This window comes from Shewanella mytili (assembly GCF_046765975.1).
GTDB classification, from domain to species: domain Bacteria; phylum Pseudomonadota; class Gammaproteobacteria; order Enterobacterales; family Shewanellaceae; genus Shewanella; species Shewanella mytili.
In genome coordinates this window covers 178,779-191,676 of the sequence record NZ_JBKOUD010000004.1, presented here as the reverse complement: position 1 = coordinate 191,676, position 12,898 = coordinate 178,779, and the positions used below count along the sequence as shown (strand labels likewise).

The window sequence follows — 12,898 nt, the reverse complement described above, 5'->3', positions numbered from 1 at the left end:
GTGTCAAGCAAACCGGCAGCGGATTGGCCACTGCCGGTGGTGTTTATCAGTTGAGGATCAGCTCTTTAACCGCCCGGGCGCCGAAATATGCCAGTGACAACAGCACGGCTCCCAAGATGGTGTAGATGACGGCAGTCTTGATGCGACAACCGATGGTGTACTGTTGCCACAGCATGGCGATATAGACAAACCAGGCCATGATGGACAACACCGCTTTATGGCCCTGGCCGCCGGAGAACATGCTGTCCATGAAGATAAAGCCGGTAGCCAGCGACAAACTCAGCAAAATAAGGCCGATGATGACAAGATGGTACAACTGTTTTTCAACGGTAAGCAGCGGCGGAATGGCATGAGCAACCAGCGGCTGCTTGTTTTTCAGCTTGTTCTGAATGAACATCAACTGCAAGGCATACAGCGCGGCAATCAGCAAGGCACTGTAGGCCATGAGCGATAGCACCACATGCACCAATACTGCTGGGTGTTCGTCAAAATGCAGTATGTATTGTGGCGGCACCAGCCACAGTAGCGCCACGCCGATAATGGCGCAGGCAAACACCACTGGCACTACCACGATGACCTTGATGTGAGACATCACGATGGTAAACATCAGGGCAATAATCCAGCACACCATGGAAATGACGTTGGTTAAACTGAAGTTTTGTCCATCCGCGGTAAAGATGGCGGGATACAGCGCCAAAGCATGCAACACCACGCCAATGGCCGCAAAAATTGTCACCAGTTTCCTGTTCGGTCCTTGGGGATGAAAAAGGCGACTTGTCACCAAAATCAGTGCCACGGCGTAAAATGCCATTGCAACAGCAGGAAGAATGACCATCAGATGTTAACCTATTCCTTTATTGATAAGTATTGCGGTGCGAAACCACAAAAAATTACTGCTTCAAGAATAACATGAGCGATGCATACTTGGGCAGTGATACAGACAACAAAATTAGTTTGTTTGCCATTTTTAAACGTCAATGCTAGGGCCGCGTCCTGGCAGCACACCCGCATGCGTGGTGAGGGCTGTCATCATGATTTACGATAAGCGGCGGCGTCTTGCTTGGTGGCATCTTGCCCCGACATAGTTATAATACGCCCAACTGCAGCAATTGAAAAACGGAACAGATCACACCATGTTTGAGAACCTTTCCGAGCGTCTTTCCCGAACACTCAAAAATATCAGTGGTCGAGGTCGTCTCACCGAAGAGAATGTTAAGGACACCTTGCGTGAAGTGCGCATGGCATTGCTAGAAGCCGATGTGGCATTGCCGGTGGTGCGGGAATTTGTCAACAGTGTGAAAGAGCGCGCTGTCGGTCAGGAGGTTACCAAAAGCCTGACGCCCGGACAGGTGTTCATCAAAATTGTCCAGAGCGAACTGGAACGGGCCATGGGCGAGGCCAACGAGGTCCTGAACCTTGCCACCCAGCCGCCTGCCGTATTAATGATGGCCGGGTTGCAAGGGGCCGGTAAAACCACCAGTGTGGCCAAACTTGCCAAATTCCTGCGTACCCGCCAGAAAAAATCCGTGCTGGTGGTGAGTGCCGACGTTTACCGCCCTGCCGCCATCAAGCAGCTGGAAACCCTGGCCCAAGAAGTTGAAGTGGAATTTTTCCCCTCGGATGTGGGCCAAAAACCGGTGGACATTGCCAATGCGGCCATTGCCCACGCCAAACGCAAGTTCATTGACGTGGTGATTGTGGATACCGCCGGGCGGTTGCACGTTGATGAAGCCATGATGGATGAAATCAAGGCACTGCATGCCGCTGTGGCTCCCATTGAAACCCTGTTTGTGGTGGATGCCATGACCGGCCAGGATGCGGCCAATACCGCCAAGGCGTTTAATGATGCGTTGCCGCTCACCGGGGTCATCCTGACAAAAGTGGACGGCGATGCCCGCGGCGGCGCGGCGCTGTCCATTCGCCATATTACGGGCAAGCCCATCAAATTCTTGGGGGTGGGTGAAAAAACCGATGCCCTGGAGCCTTTCCATCCGGACAGGGTTGCCTCACGTATCCTGGGCATGGGTGACGTACTGTCACTGATTGAACAGGTTGAGCGCGGCGTTGACAAAGAAAAAGCCCTGAAACTGGCGCAAAAAGTCAAATCCGGCGGCGGCTTTGATTTGGAAGATTTCCGCGAACAGTTGCAGCAGATGAAAAACATGGGCGGCATGATGAGCATGATTGAAAAAATGCCCGGGGTGGGCAAATTGCCCCCCGATGCCATGGCACAACTGCAAGAGGGCAAGATGACCGGCCAGATGGAAGCCATTATCAACTCCATGACGCCCGGCGAGCGCCGCCATCCCGACATTATCAAAGGTTCACGCAAACGCCGTATCGCCGCGGGTTCCGGCACTCAGATCCAGGATGTCAACCGCCTGCTGAAACAGTTTGCCCAAATGCAGAAAATGATGAAGAAAATGTCCGCCAAAGGGGGCATGAGCAAAATGATGCGCGGCCTTGGCGGGATGATGCCACCGGGAATGCGCCTGCCCAGACGTTAATCCGGTAACAGACACAGCTTTGGCTGGGGGAATTTTGGCCTGATGCGGTTGCAATTGGCTAAAAGTCAGGTAAAATTCTCCGGCTTTCTATGCTGGGACTCTTGGCGAACACAGGGTTCCAGTTTTTATTTTGCTGGCAAGCAAATCAAACAGAGGAACTAGAACGCATGGTTACCATTCGTTTATCTCGTGGTGGCGCTAAAAAGCGTCCATTTTACAACATCGTAGTGGCTGACAGCCGCAATGCACGCAACGGTCGTTTCATCGAGCGTGTAGGTTTCTTCAACCCACTGGCCCGCGGTCAGGAAGAAACACTGCGTCTGGACATGGACCGTGTACAGCATTGGCTGTCTAACGGTGCTGCCACCAGCGAACGTGTTGCAAAACTGATCAAAGACGCTACTAAAGCTGCTTGATCTCAATAAAGGTATAGATTGATGAACAGTAACCCGGAGCCAGTTGTATTGGGCAAGATAGGTTCCAGTTATGGTGTAAAAGGTTGGCTGAGAATCACCGCCTATACCGAAACTGTTGAAGGTATTTTTGAGTATGCTCCCTGGCTGGTACAACAGCAAGGCGAGTGGCGGGAAGTCAAGGTCAATCGCTGGCGTTTCCATGGCAATACGGTAATTGCCTTGCTGGAAGGTCTGGAAAACCGCGAGCAGGCGCAGATGCTCACCAATTGTGACATCGGCGTTTTGCCACAACAGATGCAAGCACTGCCTGAAGACGAGTTCTACTGGCGGGACTTGATTGGTTGTGAAGTGATTAATACCAATGGCTACCATATGGGCGTGGTTGATCAGATCGTGGAAACGGGATCCAACGACGTACTATTGATTAAAGCCAACCTGAAAGATGCCTTTGGCAAAGTGGAACGCATGATCCCCTTTGTCACCGAACAGTTCATCAAACAGGTGGACTTGACGGCGAAACAGATAATCGTGGATTGGGAACCGGACTTCTGAGTCGAGGAAACAGCTTATGTGGTTAGGGGTTATCACCCTGTTCCCGGAGATGTTTCGAGCAATCACAGACTTTGGTGTCACGGGCCGGGCCGTTAGAAACGGTTTGCTGGAACTGAAAACGTGGAATCCACGTGATTTTACGTACGACCGTCACAATACGGTGGACGACAGGCCTTATGGCGGTGGTCCAGGCATGTTGATGATGGTACAGCCGCTTCGTGAAGCCATACATGCTGCCAAGGCAGCGGCGGGCGAAGGTGCTAAGGTGATTTACCTGTCACCTCAGGGGCGCAAGCTGACACAGCGAGGCGTGACTGAGCTGGCAACGGCTTCCAAGCTGGTTCTGGTATGCGGTCGTTACGAAGGTATCGACGAGCGCCTTATCAAGGCAGAAGTCGACGAGGAATGGTCAATCGGTGATTATGTGCTCTCGGGCGGAGAATTACCGGCAATGACCCTTATCGATGCGGTGTCACGGCTGGTACCCGGCGTGCTGGGTAAACAAGCCTCGGCAGAGCAGGACTCCTTCTCTGACGGATTGCTCGATTGTCCTCATTTCACCCGGCCGGAAGTACTGGACGGTGAAGCAGTTCCATCAGTGTTGCTTAGTGGCAACCACGAAGAAATAAGACGCTGGCGTTTGCAGCAGAGCCTTATCAGGACCCTGACGCGAAGGCCGGAATTGTTTGAAACTCTAGCTCTGACTGACGAACAAAAGACGTTATTGGCGCAGTTTGTTAAACCAACGGACTCGGCGTAGTCAAGCTCAGTTAATCCTAGAACGGAGATGCAAATGAACAAAATTATCAAGATGCTCAACGATGAGCAGATGAAACAAGACGTACCAGCGTTTGGCGCCGGTGATACCGTAGTCGTTCAGGTACGTGTTAAAGAAGGTGAGAAAGAACGTCTGCAGGCGTTTGAAGGCGTGGTTATTGCCAAGCGTAACCGCGGTCTGCACTCAAGCTTCACCGTACGTAAGATCTCTAACGGTGAAGGCGTTGAACGTGTGTTCCAGACTCACAGTCCTCTGGTTGCCAACATTGAAGTTAAACGTCGTGGCCGTGTACGTCGTGCTAAGCTGTACTATCTGCGTGAACGTTCAGGTAAAGCCGCACGTATCCGTGAAAAACTGGTGACTAAATAATCCCCAGCTATTTCGTTAACATAAGTGTTCGCACAGAAGCCCGCCTATATGGCGGGTTTTTGTTTGTGTTAAAAAAATAAACAGTGCTTGATCCCGCCTGCAAATCAGGGCACACTTATTCAAAACGTAATGGCGTACCATTACATCGATACATTTGAGCGTAAAATCAATTAGCAGGTGAAGTAAGTGTCGGAACAATTAAAATCGGTTAATCCGCTGGAAAACGTGCGGATCCATGCAGAAAAAGTACTGTTTACGCCGGAACAACTGAAACAGGAATTACCCCTGTCGGAAAGTGCCCATCAGTTTATTTTGAATGCCCGCAAAACGGTGGCGGATATCATCCACAAACGCGATAACCGCTTGCTGGTGATTGCTGGCCCCTGTTCCATCCATGATCTGGCCTCTGCCAAAGAATACGCACTGAAGCTGAAACGTCTGCGGGATGAATTGCAGGATCAGTTTTACATTCTCATGCGGGTGTACTTTGAAAAGCCCCGTACCACCGTGGGCTGGAAAGGGATGATTAACGATCCGGACATGGATGAGTCTTTTGATTTGGAAAAAGGCCTGCGCCAGGCACGGGAACTGATGCTGTACCTGGCTGAGCTGGAACTGCCCGTTGCCACCGAAGCGCTGGATCCCATCAGTCCCCAGTACATCTCGGAGTTAATCAGTTGGTCGGCCATTGGCGCCCGCACCACCGAATCCCAGACCCATCGGGAAATGGCCTCCGGCCTGTCCATGCCGGTAGGTTTTAAAAACGGTACTGATGGCAATCTGGATGTGGCCATCAACGCCTTGAAATCTGCCGCCAGTCGCCACCGTTTCATGGGGATCAACCAGCAGGGGCAGGTGGCGTTGTTGCAAACCCGAGGGAATCCGGACGGACACGTGATTTTGCGTGGCGGCGCCGAGCCCAACTACGATGCTGACAGCGTTGCGCAAAGTGCCGAGGCGTTGCACAAAGCGGGGCTGACGGCACGGCTCATCATTGATTGCAGTCACGGCAACTCCAGCAAGGATCACCGGCGCCAGCCATTGGTTTGCCACAACATTTTTCAGCAGATTGCCGCTGGCAACCAGTCCATTATCGGCGTGATGCTGGAAAGTCACCTGTTTGAAGGCAACCAGAAGTGCGACAAGCCGCTGGCCGAGCTGCAATACGGGGTGTCGGTAACCGATGCCTGTATTGACTGGGGGGCTACCGAGTCTTTGCTGCGCCAGGGCGCTGAGCAACTGGCTTCGATTCTGCCGGGCCGATTTGATATGCTCAAGGCTGCAAATGCCTGAGGGACGATACAACATGAATGAAAAGACCACCGCAGAACTGGAAAAACTACGGGATCTTATTGATGGGGTGGATCAACAGTTACTGCACCTGCTGCATAAACGTTTGGAGTTGGTTGCCCAAGTCGGTGCGGTGAAGCATAAAGCCGGATTGCCCATTTATGCGCCGGAGCGGGAAGCGGCCATGCTGGCCAAGCGCCGCAGTGAGGCGGAAGCTTTGGGGATCCAGCCGCAGCTCATCGAAGATGTGTTACGGCGGTTGATGCGTGAATCCTACCTCAATGAAAAGGATGTGGGATTCAAGCAGGTGAAAGAAGATCTGGGCAAAATCGTCATTGTGGGCGGCAAGGGATTGCTCGGGCAGTTGTTCGCTCAGATGTTCAGTTTGTCCGGTTACGATGTGCGCATACTGGATAAAGACGACTGGCATCAGGCACAAACCCTGTTTGACGGCGCCGGGCTGGTGCTGGTTACCGTACCGATTGCCATCACCTGTGAACTGATTCGCCAGCAGTTGACGCGCTTGCCCGCCAATTGCATTTTGGCGGATTTGACCTCCATTAAGGCCGAGCCTTTATCTGCCATGTTAGAGGCCCATGCCGGGCCGGTGGTGGGATTGCATCCCATGTTTGGCCCTGATGTGGGCAGTTTTGCCAAACAGGTGGTGGTGGTCTGCCACGGCCGCCAGCCTGAAACCTACCAGTGGTTACTGGAGCAGATTAAAATTTGGGGGGCCAGATTGGTGGAAGCCAAAGCGGCCAAACATGATAAAGCCATGCAGCTGGTACAGGCCATGCGCCATTTCTCCACTTTTGTGTATGGTTTGAACCTGTGCCGGGAGCAGGCCGACATGCAAAGCCTGCTGCAGTTCAGTTCTCCCATTTATCGGCTGGAGCTGGCCATGGTGGGGCGCTTGTTTGCGCAAAGCCCTGAGCTGTACGCCGACATCATCTTTGCCCAAAAGGATAGTTTAAAAGCCATTTCCGATTACCTGGCCAATTATGCCGAAGCTCTCACGGTGCTGGAATCCGGCGACCGGCAGGAGTTTGTGCGCCGTTTTCAGGAGGTGGCGCAGTGGTTTGGCGAGCTGGCACCGCAATTTCAGCATGAAAGCCGGGCCATGCTGCAGTCGGTTAACGATTTGAAAAGCCACTGACATCACCCCGTGTTACAGCCTTCCTTGACGTAGCTTGTCCTTAACTCAGGTTAAGGACATTTTTTTATCTGTATATCATTGTGTTAGTGATTTTTATCGCCACCATTCCACAAAATGCACAGTGATCTGCCTCGCTCTTTTGCATTCATGTTGTTGGTCTTTTTATGGTTTCCATTACACTGCTTTTAAACATGCAAAATAAAAGCATGATTAAAAGGAGACCTCCCGTGTTTTGTATTCAATGTGAGCAAACCATCAAAACGCCTGCGGGTAACGGCTGCCGTTACGCCCAAGGCATGTGTGGCAAACAGGCTTCAACGTCCGATCTTCAGGATTTGTTAATTTACCAGCTGCAAGGGGTATCGCTGTATGCCGCCCAGTTGCGACCGCTGGGGGTGGTTGATGAAGAAGCGGACACCTTTGTGCCCAAGGCGTTTTTCGCCACCCTGACCAATGTGAATTTTGATGACGAGCGGATTGTGGACTATCTCCATCACGCCAGCGCATTACGCAATCGCTTGCAGGCGCAATATCTGCATTTGTGTGCTGAGCAGCATCTTGTGCCGGCCACCTTGCCGCCAGCTGCCACTTTGCAGCCTGCCAGCACCAAAGAGGCGTTGTTAGCACAGGCCAAGCAGGCAGCCCCCAATCGCGGCGAGGTGCATGAAGATATTCTGGGGCTGCGGCTATTGTGTTTATACGGTTTGAAAGGGGCGGCAGCCTACATGGAGCATGCCCGGGTTTTGGGGCAGACCAATCCTGAGGTGGCCGCCAGGTTTCATGAGATCATGGGTTTTTTGGCCACAGACAGCGAAGATGCGGAGCAACTGTTCAGCACCGCCATGGAGATTGGTCAGCTCAATTATCAGGTGATGGCCATGCTGGATACGGGCGAAACCGCCGCTTTTGGCCATCCGGAGCCTACCCAGGTCAACACCAAACCGATAAAGGGCAAAGCCATATTGGTGTCTGGTCATGACATGAAGGATCTGGAGCTGATTTTGCAGCAAAGTGCCGGCAAGGGGATTAATGTTTACACCCATGGTGAAATGCTGCCGGCACTGGCTTATCCCCACTTGAAAAAATATCCGCACCTGGTGGGGAACTATGGCAGTGCCTGGCAAAACCAGCAAAAAGAGTTTGCCAATTTCCCCGGGCCGGTGGTGATGACCTCAAACTGCATTATCGACCCCAATGTGGGCCAATATGCCAAGCGCATTTTCACCCGTAGCATTGTCGGCTGGCCCGGTGTTACCCATGTGCATGGGGATGATTTCAGTGACGTGATTGAGATGGCGCTGGCACTGGATGGCTTTAACTATGATGAAATTCCCCACCGGATCACCATTGGATTTGCCCGAAATACCTTGATGAATGCCGCTCCAGCGGTGGTGGAAAATGTCAAAAACGGCAATATCCGCCATTTCTTTTTGGTGGGAGGATGCGATGGTGACAAGGCTGAACGCAGCTATTTTACCGATTTTGCCAAGGCAACCCCCAAAGACAGCCTGATCCTGACGCTGGGATGCGGCAAGTATAAATTCAACAAACTGGATTTCGGGGAGATCAACGGCATTCCCAGACTGCTGGATATCGGCCAGTGTAACGATGCTTACGCTGCCATCCAACTGGCACTGGCATTGTCTGAGGTATTTGAGTGCGGCGTTAACGAGTTGCCGCTGAGTCTGGTGTTGTCCTGGTTTGAGCAAAAAGCCATTGTCATTTTGCTGACGTTATTGTCATTGGGCGTTAAAAACATCCGTACCGGCCCGACGCCGCCGGCGTTCTTGACCCCTAATTTACTGCAAGTGCTGGAAGACAGATTCGGTCTGCGCAATGTGACCAGTGTGGATGAAGATCTGCAAAGCATTCTTGGGGCAGCCTGAGGTAACAGCATGAGCGCGGCATTCGCCGCGCTCTGCGTGATAGGGGAAAATTCATGACAATGACGGCACGAGTGCAAGCTACCGCCATGAGCCATTTGGCGGCCACTCCTTGGCAACAGGGGAAAATCAGGCTGGTGTGCAGTGCCCGCTGGCAGGAGACCGCCGATGTGGTGAGTTTTCGCTTCCGGGCCGTAGAGCCTGTGACATTCCTGTTTAAGCCCGGACAGTTTTTGATATTCCATCTGGACATCGGCGGTGAACTGCTGCACCGGGCCTATACCATTGCCTCATCGCCATCGCGGCCCCATTCGCTGATGGTTACCATTAAGCGGGTGCCTGGCGGCAAGGTTTCCAATTACCTGCTGGACCACCTGCAGCCGGGGCATCGTTTGCAGGCATCCGGCCCCCATGGCGATTTCAATCTGATAGACATACCCGCTGAGCGTTACCTGTTTCTCAGCGCCGGTTGTGGCATTACCCCCATTTATTCCATGAGCCGCTTCCTGACGGATACCCAGGGCAGCGAAGCCGATATCTGCTGCATTCACAGTGCTCGCAGCCGTGAGGACATGATTTTTCATGACGGCTTGAGCGCCATGGCGCAGCATCATAAGGGGTTTTCGCTGGGGCTATTGTTACAACATGAGGCGCCATCAAGCAAAAGCCCGTTATCCACATGGCATTCGGGGCATTTGGATGTGCAAAAATTGACGGCATTGGCGCCGGATTTTCATGATCGCACCGTGTATGTGTGTGGCCCGGAGCGTTTCATGGCAGCAACCCGCAGGCTGTTTGCAACGGTGGGATTTGATATGTGCAACTACCATCAGGAAAGCTTTACCGGGAACTTACCATCACCAACTGGCACCTCGATGGGCAATGACTATGGATTGCGTGTCGATGCCCACAGTACCCGGCTTGCGGCCGAGCAAACCCTGTTGGATGGCATTGAATCCATGCAGCTGCCCATCATCGCGGCATGTCGCAGCGGCGTTTGCGGTGCTTGCAAATGCAAAGTGGTTAAGGGGCATGTGGCCTCAAGCAGTACACAAACCCTCACTGCGAAAGAGATTGCCCAAGGCATGGTGCTGGCTTGCTCCAGCACACCTTTATCGGATGTGGAGTTGTTATTAACCCTTTGATACGGGACCGGGATTTGCGCTTTGAGCATTGCACAAATGCATAACACACAGTATGGTTAAATTACGGGTCGTTGCTGGCCCTATCTTCACTGATGTTGGCTGGAGAACATGATGACCGAATCACCGTCGCAATTTCTGCTTGATGAAGACCGCAGTCTGGGGCACCTGCTGTATGGCCTTATGTGTGCCTTCCCGTTATTTTTACTGCCGGTGGTGTTGGGATTGCTGATTAATTTCAGTCAACGGCATATTGCGCCTTTATCGCTCATGGGCAGTCATTTGCGCTGGCAGCGTCATAGCAGCTTTGGTTTGTTGCTACTGATAGCGCTGGGATACTGGACCGGGCCGTTGTGGCTCAGCCTGAGCTTTTTTGCCTTTGGGGTCATTTGGTTCAGCTACCGGATTTTTAAAGGCTGGTTGAATTTAACCGATGGAGTGCCAATGTGATGCCGCATGCCATGTGATGGGCTGTAAGCATTTATCAGTGTCCATGTAATCAGTGTCCACGTAAAAAGTCCGGTCATGTGCCGGACTTTTTACGTTTTGCTGCAGTCTTGCCGTAATCTGAGCGCGGTTTTAGCGTCGCTGTTGATAAAGCTGTGCCAGCAGCTGGCTTTGGCGGGTGATGTCACCTTCGCTGAATATGACACCGTCAACCTGCAGTCGGTTGGCGGCCTGTGCCAATTGGGCATGCAAGGCGGCATCAATAAAACCAAGGTTTATCAGTATGGGCAAGTGGGTGATGGCCTGAAGGTTTATCACTGATGCCAAATCAAGGGTCAGCTCTTCCGGGTGATTGAAACTGCGAATGCCGGCTTCAATCAGCATTAATTGCTGATTGCCACATGAGAGCAATTTTTCTGCCGCCGCCAGCCAGTCCTGCTCGCTTGCCATGGTGTTGCGCTCAAGCAGTACCGGCAGGTTGAGCGCCCCGAGTTGCGTCAGCAAGCTGTCATTGAACATCTGTTTACCGGTTAACAGCAACATGTCGGCATAAGGTTGCAGCATGGCCGGATTTTGCTGTTGCTGGATGGCAATCACGCATTGCAGGCCTGCATGATTGAGTTGTTGCCTGAGTGCGACCAATTGTTCTGCCGGGAAATGCTCCGCCTGATGGAGGATCACCGCCTGAAAACCCGCTTCGCGCAGGGTGAGGGCCACTTGTGCCAGATTGTGCTGTACGGCTTTGGCATTGAGTGCAATCATGGCACTGAGACTGCCATTGCCCACATGCAGCTCGCCGCTGATCACCTCTGTTTTGTCAGTATCATCCCGCCGCAAATAACGGGCGTCTGTGCCGGTTCCCCCGGCGGTGGTCATGTCTTTGCTGCCGGGTGTGGCAACGGTTTGCTTGGAGCTGTCCGGTTCAATCATCAGCTGGTGGTTTTCCAGTCGGGTGGGTTTGACATTTTCAGAGGCATAGCAGCCCAGCACCTTGAGAAAACGGGTGAGTCGCTCCAGCTCATGGAGCGCATGTTGCACATTAGGGTGGGCGGTATTGCCATCAATATCCAGATAAAACATCTCTTCCCATGGGGTGCCGGGAATGGGGCGGGATTCCAGTTTGCTCATGTTGAGGTTGTGGGCCTTGAGCACCAGCAGCGCATCCACTAACGCCCCGGGTTTTTGGGCGGTGGCCATAATCAGGGTGGTTTTGGCCGGAAGCTGTTCAGGCACCACCACCGCCTTGCGGGCCACCACAATAAAGCGGCTTTGGTTGATTTTCTGATTAGCCAGATTTTTTGCCAGTGGCTCCAATTGGTAAAGGCTGCCGCCTTCTGCGCTGCCTATGGCGGCCATGGTCTGATCGCCTTCACTTACCAGCTCCATGGCTTCTGCACTACTGGCACAGTAATGGCGTTTCAATTGCGGGTGTTGGGTGAGGTAATGGCTGCACTGACTGATAGGCTGCGGGTGGGCATAAATGGTGGTTATCTGTGACATTTGGGTACCGGGTTTTACCAGTAAACAATGGCCTACCTCGATGGTGGTTTCGCCGACAATTGACAAGTTCGTGTGCTGTAACAGGTCATAAACTTCATTAATGGCTCCCGATGAGGTGTTTTCAATGGGTAAGAAACCATAATCGGCATGACCGGATTCTACCGCTTGGATGATTTCATCAAAACTGTGGCAGCCCATATCCTGCATTTTCAGCTCGCGGCGATCACAGTAGCGATGTGCGGCCAAATAGGAATACGAGCCTCGGGCGCCCAGATAAGCCACAATGTATTGCTGTTTATGCTCGCTGCCGTCGGCACGCAGTTGCAGGTAAGCCTGTTGGTTGAGTACCGAATCCTCAATGATGGTTTGGTAAAGGCTCAATACATAATGGGCATCCAGCCCTTGCTCCCGGCCCAGTTTGACCAGGCGGGCGAGAAGTTCCTTTTCCCGCTGGGTATCCCGGATGGGACGAATGTCCACCTCTTTGCTGCGAGCAACTTCCAGGCTCAATTGGCGCCGTTGTGACAGCAACTCCAGCAGCGATTTGTCCACATTGGTGATCTGTTCTCGGATCTGGTTAAGTTGCGGCGCTTGTTTCATTCCAACCCCTGTACCTGCTGTGTGCATCTCAAGACAAAAAAGCCTCCCGCGGGGGAGGCTTGGTGTTTTCACTGTGATTTTTACACGCTAACACCGCCTCCGGGGCTGAGGTGTAAAAAAGAAAGTGAAAAAGAAAGCATTAACTGTGTGCATGAGTTTTAAACTAAAGCGAAGGCTGGAACCTGTCAACGAAAAAATAGCCAACGGGGGGCTCATGGATAAAAAAAGCGCCCCGTAGGGCGCTTGAACGCTAACACA

General features: G+C 52.5%; 12 protein-coding genes and 1 other annotated feature. Of the genes, 10 read left to right on the top strand and 2 right to left on the bottom strand.

Features of this window, described 5'->3' with window-relative positions; genetic code table 11:
- Positions 1–46: 46 nt before the first annotated feature.
- Positions 47–835 (bottom strand): cytochrome C assembly family protein, encoded by a 789-nt coding sequence (locus ACIDEJ_RS06450; RefSeq protein ID WP_411987256.1) that lies wholly within the window; start codon positions 833–835, stop codon positions 47–49.
- Between the two features lie 298 nt (positions 836–1,133).
- Here ACIDEJ_RS06450 and ffh point away from each other — a divergent pair, with 298 nt between their 5' ends.
- The 10 genes from ffh (at position 1,134) to ACIDEJ_RS06400 (ending at position 10,543) form a co-directional block, all read left to right on the top strand.
- Positions 1,134–2,507 carry a signal recognition particle protein gene (gene ffh / locus ACIDEJ_RS06445; protein WP_411987255.1) on the top strand — a complete coding sequence of 458 codons (1,374 nt, stop codon included), beginning with the start codon at positions 1,134–1,136 and terminating at the stop codon, positions 2,505–2,507.
- Between the two features lie 167 nt (positions 2,508–2,674).
- A complete protein-coding gene (rpsP, locus tag ACIDEJ_RS06440) occupies positions 2,675–2,923 on the top strand; it encodes a 30S ribosomal protein S16 (RefSeq protein ID WP_411987254.1) in 249 nt (82 codons plus the stop codon).
- Between the two features lie 21 nt (positions 2,924–2,944).
- A complete protein-coding gene (gene rimM / locus ACIDEJ_RS06435; protein WP_411987253.1) occupies positions 2,945–3,475 on the top strand; it encodes a ribosome maturation factor RimM in 531 nt (176 codons plus the stop codon).
- A gap of 16 nt (positions 3,476–3,491) precedes the next feature.
- Positions 3,492–4,235, top strand: a complete 744-nt coding sequence (trmD, locus tag ACIDEJ_RS06430) for a tRNA (guanosine(37)-N1)-methyltransferase TrmD (RefSeq protein ID WP_411987252.1) — start codon at positions 3,492–3,494, stop codon at positions 4,233–4,235.
- Between the two features lie 33 nt (positions 4,236–4,268).
- On the top strand, positions 4,269–4,622 hold the full coding sequence (gene rplS, locus ACIDEJ_RS06425; protein ID WP_411987251.1) for a 50S ribosomal protein L19: 354 nt from the start codon (positions 4,269–4,271) through the stop codon (positions 4,620–4,622).
- Between the two features lie 186 nt (positions 4,623–4,808).
- Entirely contained in the window at positions 4,809–5,915 is a 1,107-nt protein-coding gene (locus ACIDEJ_RS06420; RefSeq protein WP_411987250.1) for a 3-deoxy-7-phosphoheptulonate synthase, read from the top strand.
- 13 nt (positions 5,916–5,928) lie between these two features.
- Positions 5,929–7,068, top strand: a complete 1,140-nt coding sequence (tyrA, locus tag ACIDEJ_RS06415; RefSeq protein ID WP_411987249.1) for a bifunctional chorismate mutase/prephenate dehydrogenase — start codon at positions 5,929–5,931, stop codon at positions 7,066–7,068.
- A gap of 227 nt (positions 7,069–7,295) precedes the next feature.
- Entirely contained in the window at positions 7,296–8,954 is a 1,659-nt protein-coding gene (gene hcp, locus ACIDEJ_RS06410) for a hydroxylamine reductase (protein WP_411987248.1), read from the top strand.
- A gap of 53 nt (positions 8,955–9,007) precedes the next feature.
- The gene (locus ACIDEJ_RS06405; RefSeq protein WP_411987247.1) at positions 9,008–10,096 is read left to right on the top strand and encodes an FAD-binding oxidoreductase; all 1,089 of its coding nucleotides are present in this window, start codon (positions 9,008–9,010) and stop codon (positions 10,094–10,096) included.
- Between the two features lie 111 nt (positions 10,097–10,207).
- Positions 10,208–10,543, top strand: coding sequence for a hypothetical protein (locus ACIDEJ_RS06400; RefSeq protein WP_411987246.1), 336 nt, complete (start codon positions 10,208–10,210; stop codon positions 10,541–10,543).
- Positions 10,544–10,672: 129 nt separating this feature from the next.
- Here ACIDEJ_RS06400 and pheA read toward each other — a convergent pair whose 3' ends face one another.
- Positions 10,673–12,640, bottom strand: coding sequence for a prephenate dehydratase (pheA, locus tag ACIDEJ_RS06395; protein WP_411987245.1), 1,968 nt, complete (start codon positions 12,638–12,640; stop codon positions 10,673–10,675).
- A gap of 33 nt (positions 12,641–12,673) precedes the next feature.
- Positions 12,674–12,790: a sequence feature (Phe leader region), on the bottom strand.
- Positions 12,791–12,898: the final 108 nt, after the last annotated feature.